At 34.1% G+C, this 7788-nt stretch carries 13 protein-coding genes and 1 pseudogene; 10 read left to right on the top strand and 4 right to left on the bottom strand.

What is annotated here, in order from left to right; genetic code table 11:
* Positions 1-509 (top strand): DUF421 domain-containing protein (locus NR125_RS27245; RefSeq protein ID WP_256816551.1); only part of this gene is annotated, 509 nt, incomplete at its 5' end.
* Between the two features lie 122 nt (positions 510-631).
* On the opposite strand, the gene NR125_RS27240 is transcribed toward NR125_RS27245, so the two are convergent.
* Positions 632-790 (bottom strand): aspartyl-phosphate phosphatase Spo0E family protein, encoded by a 159-nt coding sequence (locus tag NR125_RS27240; RefSeq protein ID WP_083390605.1) that lies wholly within the window; start codon positions 788-790, stop codon positions 632-634.
* 338 nt (positions 791-1128) lie between these two features.
* Here NR125_RS27240 and NR125_RS27235 point away from each other — a divergent pair.
* The 5 genes and pseudogenes from NR125_RS27235 to NR125_RS27215 all read left to right on the top strand — a co-directional run bounded on the left by NR125_RS27235 (position 1129) and on the right by NR125_RS27215 (position 3986).
* Positions 1129-1340 (top strand): annotated as a pseudogene (locus NR125_RS27235) (XtrA/YqaO family protein).
* The gene (locus tag NR125_RS27230) at positions 1337-2125 is read left to right on the top strand and encodes a DUF5677 domain-containing protein (protein WP_256816550.1); all 789 of its coding nucleotides are present in this window, start codon (positions 1337-1339) and stop codon (positions 2123-2125) included. The pseudogene NR125_RS27235 and the gene NR125_RS27230 overlap by 4 nt, the downstream one beginning before the upstream one ends.
* 308 nt (positions 2126-2433) lie before the next feature.
* On the top strand, positions 2434-3138 hold the full coding sequence (locus tag NR125_RS27225; RefSeq protein WP_256816549.1) for a hypothetical protein: 705 nt from the start codon (positions 2434-2436) through the stop codon (positions 3136-3138).
* Positions 3139-3228: 90 nt separating this feature from the next.
* Positions 3229-3696 carry a helix-turn-helix transcriptional regulator gene (locus NR125_RS27220; protein ID WP_256816547.1) on the top strand — a complete coding sequence of 156 codons (468 nt, stop codon included), beginning with the start codon at positions 3229-3231 and terminating at the stop codon, positions 3694-3696.
* 131 nt (positions 3697-3827) lie between these two features.
* The gene (locus tag NR125_RS27215) at positions 3828-3986 is read left to right on the top strand and encodes a BC1881 family protein (protein ID WP_256816546.1); all 159 of its coding nucleotides are present in this window, start codon (positions 3828-3830) and stop codon (positions 3984-3986) included.
* Here NR125_RS27215 and NR125_RS27210 read toward each other — a convergent pair.
* Positions 3983-4189: a KTSC domain-containing protein gene (locus tag NR125_RS27210; protein WP_256816545.1), complete on the bottom strand. Its 207-nt coding sequence runs from the start codon at positions 4187-4189 to the stop codon at positions 3983-3985. The genes NR125_RS27215 and NR125_RS27210 overlap by 4 nt on opposite strands.
* 89 nt (positions 4190-4278) lie before the next feature.
* Between NR125_RS27210 and NR125_RS27205 the strand changes: the two genes are divergently transcribed.
* Positions 4279-4410, top strand: a complete 132-nt coding sequence (locus NR125_RS27205; protein WP_256816544.1) for a hypothetical protein — start codon at positions 4279-4281, stop codon at positions 4408-4410.
* 78 nt (positions 4411-4488) lie between these two features.
* A complete protein-coding gene (locus tag NR125_RS27200; protein ID WP_256816543.1) occupies positions 4489-4713 on the top strand; it encodes a hypothetical protein in 225 nt (74 codons plus the stop codon).
* A gap of 63 nt (positions 4714-4776) precedes the next feature.
* Here the strand turns inward: NR125_RS27200 and NR125_RS27195 are convergent, their stop codons facing one another.
* Complete coding sequence (locus tag NR125_RS27195; protein ID WP_256816542.1) at positions 4777-5139, bottom strand: hypothetical protein; 363 nt, start codon at positions 5137-5139, stop codon at positions 4777-4779.
* Complete coding sequence (locus tag NR125_RS27190) at positions 5084-5521, bottom strand: hypothetical protein (protein WP_256816541.1); 438 nt, start codon at positions 5519-5521, stop codon at positions 5084-5086. Before NR125_RS27190 ends, NR125_RS27195 begins: the two co-directional genes overlap by 56 nt.
* Positions 5522-5758: 237 nt before the next feature.
* On the opposite strand from NR125_RS27190, the gene terS reads away from it, so the two are divergent.
* Both terS and NR125_RS27180 read left to right on the top strand, forming a co-directional pair.
* Positions 5759-6493 (top strand): phage terminase small subunit, encoded by a 735-nt coding sequence (gene terS / locus NR125_RS27185; protein ID WP_256816540.1) that lies wholly within the window; start codon positions 5759-5761, stop codon positions 6491-6493.
* The gene (locus NR125_RS27180; RefSeq protein ID WP_256816539.1) at positions 6474-7775 is read left to right on the top strand and encodes a PBSX family phage terminase large subunit; all 1302 of its coding nucleotides are present in this window, start codon (positions 6474-6476) and stop codon (positions 7773-7775) included. The genes terS and NR125_RS27180 overlap by 20 nt, the downstream gene beginning before the upstream one ends.
* Positions 7776-7788 lie beyond the last annotated feature (13 nt).

Genomic DNA, 7788 nt, shown 5'->3' with positions numbered 1-7788 from the left:
TAGGGATTTTTCACTTTTTATATGCCATCGGATTGTGGACGCTTCTCATGTTGGGGATAGAGTTCTTGACTCTAAAAAATAAATCGACACGTTCTCTCTTATTGGGGGATCCTAACATCATTATTCGGGATGGTGTAATGGATAGAAAGTTACTTAAAAAGAACAAATTGGATGTAAATCAAGTATTAAGTATACTTCGACAAAATCAGGTTTTTTCTGTTCGCGAAGTCAAATACGGTATATTGGAAGCTAATGGGCAAATAAGTATATTATTACAATCGAAATATCAAAAACCAGACAAGCAAGACCTCAGTCTTCTAGAAAGTCCAGTATACCTCCCAACAGCGTTAATTATAGATGGGGAAGTATTAAGGGATAATTTACATGAACTCGGATTTGATCAACAGTGGTTAGATAACCAATTAACTACCAATGGATATGATAATGTTAAACGTATACTTTACGCAGATTGGCGAGAGAATGAAGGAATTCATATTAGTCCATTTTAAAATTTTATTAGGATATTAGCATATGTTTGTGAATGGCCATTTGGATTTTAAATATTAATTCAGTGTTTATAAAAAATGAAACAGAGAATATGTATCTCGACTCTTATTTGAAATTTAAAATGTTATCTGCATTTTGATTGATACTTGAAAATTAATTTATCAAGAGATTGACTGTTTCTTATAGTTTCAGGGTCATCTAACCCTTTTCTTAATCCGGTTTCAATAAGCACTTTTCTATAAAATTTAATCTTTTTTCTAAGCTCTCGGCAGAAACGACACATTATTTTGCTCCTTTAAATAATAAAAGTCCAGGAACAATTATTGCAAACAAAGGATAGGTTTTGAATGGTTTCGACAAAAGCTCGCAAAAAACGACAAATCATTAGTGGGACAAAATAAAGATTCAGTAAAAATAGTAAAACCCATGAGTTGGGTCCGGCGGTTAACTCATGGGTCCAGCGAGATGGAGTATACCATCTACTTAATTATATAATACCTCTCGATGTAAAAAAGTGAACTTTCAGTGAATTTTTTGATAAAAGAAGTAGTGAAGAGATGGAAGAAAGCCAGGATTTCTCCCAGCCCAGCCGCTTAAATTATATCAAGGGAGGGCATCTGAATGAAAGAAGCTGCCAGGCTAAAAACAATCGAAATAAACCCTAGGACAAACAGACTAGAAATGGATATAATGGAACAAAAAGGAAGCTTTGCTGTTGTTGTTTGCAATGGAAAGGCGCGGTTAACTGAGTTACCTATACATGGTGAGACGAAGATTATCCACATCAAGGAATAGTAAAAAGGGTGAAGTTCGATGAGGGGGAAGATTTTTGAAAACATTAAAAAGAGTAATACTAGAATCTGAGAAGGTTTTTGAAAATGTAGTAGACGGATATTTCAGGCCTAGGGAGATTGAGTTTGATATTTCTGATGCAGTAATTTTAGGATTATTAGAAAATTTAATTAATCACTCAAAATCAATGAAAATACTGCTAGAAAATAATCATTTTGCCTCATTGGACACAATTCAAAGGGTAATCTTTGAAAACTATGTATTTTTAAAATACATTTTAGAAAAAGATACACAATGTCGGGCTGAATCATATTTCTATTCCACTAAGATTAAGGAAATAGAATTATTAAATAATATAACAGAGGATAGCTTAGAAGGATTTAAGGTACGTGAATTCCTTGATCTAAAAAAAGACGAAGTAAAGGAAAAGCTTAAAGCTGAAAAGATGGATGAAAATTATAAAACTAAAATCTATGAAACCTACCGTAAGGAATTCGGTATGCAACGTCCAAATCAAAAATGGTATAACGTAGATGGAAAAACAAAAAATTTAAAACTATTGTGTGAAAAACTAGGATTGACTGTAGAATATAGCCTTATATACTCGATACTTTCAATCGAAACTCATGGTAAAGATGCAATACGGAACTTTAGCATTGAGGAGAATCGAGTTGATTTAATAAATATGGTAAAGAGTAAAGAATTGTATCTTTCTATGAGTGCGATGTGCACCTTGGAATCAGTAAGGTTAATATATTCATATTATGATTTAAAACGTTTATTAAAATCCTTTAATACCTTAGTGGCAATTAATCATTCTAGGTAGGATGGCTTACCACTGAGCTGCCTCCATCTGGTTAGAAAAAAATTATAACTTATCAAGGAAAGGTGAATAGGGTTAAGTTTATGAGGGGGAAGATTTTTAGATCTATTAAGAAATACTTTAATAGCAAAAAAAAGAACTAAATAAATTTTGGAATATTAGAAGATTGTAACTAGGTCAAAGAGATTTAAGGCTAAGGAGGGGGAAAAGGTCTGAATTTTACCGGTAGAGAATTCAAAAGTAAATTAGAAATTTGGGATGAAATCAATAGAATTGAGACAAACATGGATTGTCTCTTGAATTTTAATCTATTGAAATTAGATGAAATAGAGAGGTTGAAAATAGAAGAATTATCTTCTTATAGTTTAGAACCTTGGGAATTTGAGGTAGGGGAAAAGTATGGAGTGAAAGTAGAACCCAGAAAAATAAAGGGTACAGCACACCCTTCGTATATGAAAAAGTCATTGTTTGAAGCATTCAATAGTCTGAAGAGAGGGCAAAGTATAGTTTATAACTACATACTTTCTCCTGATTATTACAATAATTTGGATTTGAGAGAGTATCATCGTGATAAACTTCACTTAATATACAAAATGCATGAAGATAAATATTATATCTCCGGCGATGGAAACCATAGATTTATTTTAAGCAAAGTGTTAGATATAAATGAATTAATTATTGATAGTGTAACTGAATATAATGAGGATCTTAAATTAAAAGAGTTATTACAACAATTAGAAAGTATAGGTTTTGCTTATGAAATAACCGTAGAGGGTATTATTGTAAATTCGAAGTATCTTGAAATAGAGCTTTATGGGAATCTGAAATCTGTATTAGGTTCTTTCTTAAAACATTATATTAACTTAAATACATCAACTATAAATGAGCATCTTTATAGATTGAAACGTTACTTTACAAAAGATTTTATGCAAAAATATGCTTATTCTAAAGAGATTATGGATATATGTTACTATAATTTTTTGGAATTAATGAAACATAAAAGACATTATTCATAAAAATAGTTCTACCAGCCAACTGGAGGACACAAAACCAAGCGACTATCCGCTTGGTTTTTGTCTTTTTAATTTTTAGAAGGAGTGTTTTCAATGAAAGAAGCTGCCAGCAAACAGATTGAATCCATTCTTAAGGATTATCATTGGATGATGAACTCTATAAAGATACTCAGGGACTCAATGAAAGATGCAGGGGAAGAGCTCACAGCTCAATATGGAGATGAGGCTGGGATGCCGAAAGCTAAAGGCTCCACAAGTGATCCTGTTTATAGAGAGTGTGTACGCAGAGAGAAAAGATATTCAGTTATTCATAAGTACGAGACTAAGATTTCTATTATTCAGGATCGGATGCATCTTATAACAGATGATAGAGAAATTGAGGTTCTTCATTGGCTGCTTGAGGGGAAAAGTTATCGTTGGATTGCTATGCATATGGGGCTGTCACATACCCACATCGGACGTATTAAAGATTCAATTGTTAAGAAAATGAGTGAATATGTTCCAAATGGGACAGAAGGTACAAATGATACGAAATTGCTAAAACATAAATCTGCTTGCTAAACTTGAAGGCAGGACGGGGAGGCGGGTAACGAACTGCTTCCTCTTTTTTGTGCGATTAATCATCTTGTGGTGAAAAAATAGGGATAAGATATAAAAATTATGGAAAAAGATATAATTAAGGAGTGATTTTTATGACTAATTTGTCCACCAAAGAAATATCAGAGGAATTAGTAAATCGAGAAGGGATATCCCATATTGTCGTGGAACCATATGAAGGAGTAAGGATAATCACCGGTCAAGGCGAACGGGAATTCACTGGACCGGCAATTATCATTATTAACCAAGACTAGACTCTTCTGTAACGATAAGAATCTTTTATAAAGCGGGCATGGTAACTACCTTTGGATCCCGCATTCAGCAAGCCCTGATAAATCTGTGAAGGAACATTGAAGTAATCATAAGTTCCATTGTGAAATTGAATCCGTAATGTTTGGGAAGTTGGGTCATAACCAACTGCAACTAGATTTGAAGAACTCACATATTGCATATTCATTTTAACACCTCCTTTTTACAATATTCGCCAAATTAGGAGGTTATTCCTTTTGTATGTCGAATTAATTACTGCAAAGGGAGGTATTTATTATGGGATTATTTATTTTTGAGGATTTTCTAAACGGAATTAGGAGGAATTTATCAAATTTCCAGCAGGTGTCATATGGAATTGAAATATTGCAGGACGAAGGGTTTTTAGAAGATCTGTTAACTGAAAATTAATTATTTTATCATAAAGGTACTGTTAGACAAGAAGAGGTACCGAAACTTTATTTTTTCAATAAGAAAGAAATTATTGTTTTGAAATTTGATGATGAAAGAAAATTTAGCATTCATAGAAATGGTTTTGAAGTTGAGAAAATTGAACTAAATAACCTTTCTTTTGATAAGAAGAGTGTTGATTTAGTTATTGGACTTAAAAATGGTGTAGTTATTGAACTATCCAGAGAAAAAGACAGTAATGAAAAAACAATAAATCAATATTTCAGAGCTATTTTAGAGATATATAAATATCTTATAAACTAGAAGTTAAACAGCATCCTTCGGGTTGCTTTTTTATTTTGGAAATAACAAAAGAGAGAACAACATTTAAGTTGTTCTCTTCGTTTTGTTATTTCTGTATTGAGGGAATGTTTCCATCTCTTCCTCATTAAGTAAATCTAGTAATATTGCAGTCTTTGTATTATCTTTGTCTGCTTTTATTGTAAAGATAAAACGGTTGTTTTTATCTCTGAAAATATAAACATCATCAATTTGTTGTACATTTTTTAACATTCTGTTGTATTTTCTTCTTTTTGGTCCAAAAAGATTTATTGAAGGCACTATTTTATTTGCATCTGTGTAGGCTTTTGTTAACGTTAAAAAATTATTTAAGGAGTGTTTAAATACAGGTGACTTAACTAACGGTTGAATCTTTCTTTTGGCTTGTTCCGTTATCAGAGTTGCTGTCATAACCATACTCTCCTTTCAGTATTTGATCAATTGAGTGTAATTCTGCGTAGTTTCCTTTTTTTATCTGCTGTGCAGATCTTTTAATCAAAGCTTTCATTTGGCCTTTTCTCATCATTGCAATAAGCACATCTTTATCTTGGTAATTTTTGAGCACCGCATCATTAGCGATGTCAACATTATACATTCCAATGTAGTAAATGAAAAATAAAATAAAACAAATTAATGTTATTAATGCTATTTCAGAACTGAAAATTTTAGACCATGTTAATACTCCGTCCACAGTAATATCAGTGACTACTGAACTGCATAAAATTCCAGAGCCAAAAGTTGAAAGAGCTGCAGATAGTGCTCGAGCTTGAGGGCAGTAAAAAATATCTTTCACAAAAATTCACAACTCCTAGTATGATATATCTATATTTTAACATATTTAGTAATTACTTAAACTATGCTTTTGCACTTTTATTGCACTTTTGGTGTTATTTCCCACGATAATATAGTAATATCACATACTATCAAAAATGCTTTTAAACATTTTCACTGGAGTTATTCTACATCCTTCAGGGTGTTTTTTCTTGCTCCAAAACAAACACAAATACCAGGAGGTGGCGGGTGATGTAGCATGGCTGAAAAATATGTTCAAGCAGAGAAAGATTACGTCAAAGGCATGAAATACAAGGACATTGCTGAGAAATATCAGGTGTCACTTAATACCGTGAAATCTTGGAAGAAGAGGTACGGTTGGAATCGTGATAGGGGTGCACCCAAAGAAAAAAGTGTGCACACAAAAAAGAGGGGTGCTCCTAAAGGGAATATTAATGCAAAAGGCAATAGAGGAGGGGCTGCTCCAAAAGGGAATTCTAATGCTGTCACCCATGGTTTTTTCTCTAAGTTTCTACCAGAAGAATCATTAGAAATTATGAACCATATGCAGGATCATTCCCCAGCCGATTTAATCTGGGATCAAATACAAATTCAATATGCTGCCATTATCCGTGCGCAGAGAATTATGTTTGTTGAAAATAAAGACGATATCACGAAGGTTTTAAAAAAGAAAAAAGACTCGGATTCATCTGAGGAAAGAGAATGGGAGTATCAATTTGCTTGGGATAAGCATGCTAACTTTTTAAATGCTCAGTCTAGGGCAATGGGTGAACTGCGTTCCCTTATTAAGCAATTTGATGAGATGGCACACATTCAGGATGAGCGCAGGCTAAAACTTGAACTTATGCGGGCTAGTATCGAGAAAACTAAAGCTGAAATAAAACAAGAAGGCGGAGATGCCAGTAAGATCGTTATCGTTAATGACAAAGAGGCAATGAGGAAGGCGTTAGAAAATGACAGTCAAAACAATTAATGTCATGGATTTAATGAACGTCAATTTCTATTCTCTCTGGCTTGCTGAACAGTCTCATATAGTCGCTAAAGGCGGCCGTTCCTCAATGAAATCCTCAGTGATTAGTCTTAAGCTTGTGGTCGATTTTTTGGAAGATGACCTGGGCAATGTCGTTTGTTTAAGGAAAGTTGGAAAATATCTTTCTACCTCAATTTACGAGCAGATTAAATGGGCCATATACATGCTGGGCGTTGAGGATGAGTTTTATTTCGGAAAGTCTCCCCTCATAATTCGTCATAAGGCCACGAATACAGCCTTTTATTTTTATGGCGTTGATGATCCCATGAAAATTAAGTCAGCCAAAATAGCAAAAGGGTATGTCATGGCCCTATGGTTTGAGGAAGCAGCTGAATTTGCTGGTGTGGAAGATATCGATATTGTAGAGGATACCTTTATCCGGCAGGAGATTGAAGGGAAAGAGGTTAAGGTATATTTCTCCTATAACCCTCCCAGAAATCCATACAGCTGGATTAATGAGTGGTTAGATACAAAAGCAGGGGATGATGATTATTTCATTCATCATTCAACCTATCTTGATGATAAAAAAGGATTTCTCTCAGAGCAGATGATCCGGAAGATTGAGAAGTACAAGGAAAATGATGAGGACTACTGGCGGTGGATGTATGCGGGCGAGGTCATTGGTCTTGGAGATATGGTTTACAACATGGCCCATTTTAAAGAAATTAATGAGTTGCCGAAAGATGACGATTTGATTCTTATCGATATTGCCATTGATACAGGGCACCAGGTCTCAGCAACAACCTTCCTGGCCTTTGGGTTTACGAAAAAACGGAATGTTATTTTACTTGATACCTTTTACTATAGCCCGGAAAACAAAGTCGTTAAAAAGGCTCCGAGCGAGCTATCAAGGGATTTAAAAAAATGGATGGATAAAATCCAGCAAACCTATAATCGGCACTTTGATCAGCAAACCATAGATTCTGCAGAGGGAGCTCTGCGGAATCAGTTCTTTAAAGACTATGGGATCAGGCTTCATCCTGTAGCAAAGAAAAAGAAAATAGATATGATCGATAACGTCCAGGACTTATTAGCGCAGGGGCGTTTTTTTGTGCTTAAAACAGCAGCCAATGAGATTTTTCTTACCGAACATAAAAAGTACCAATGGGATGCGGATACTTTGCAGAGTGATGATCCTAAGGTCATTAAGATTGATGATCACACTGTCGATGCATTTCAATATTATGTTCAGGATAATTTGAGGAAGCTTGGATTGAAATATTAAGGCGGTGACAACC

The sequence above is a fragment of the Cytobacillus sp. Bac17 genome, from assembly GCF_024519925.1.
GTDB lineage: Bacteria > Bacillota > Bacilli > Bacillales > Cytobacillaceae > Cytobacillus > Cytobacillus pseudoceanisediminis.
Note: the sequence above shows the minus strand (reverse complement) of the source record. Positions and strands in the feature narration are given on the sequence as shown.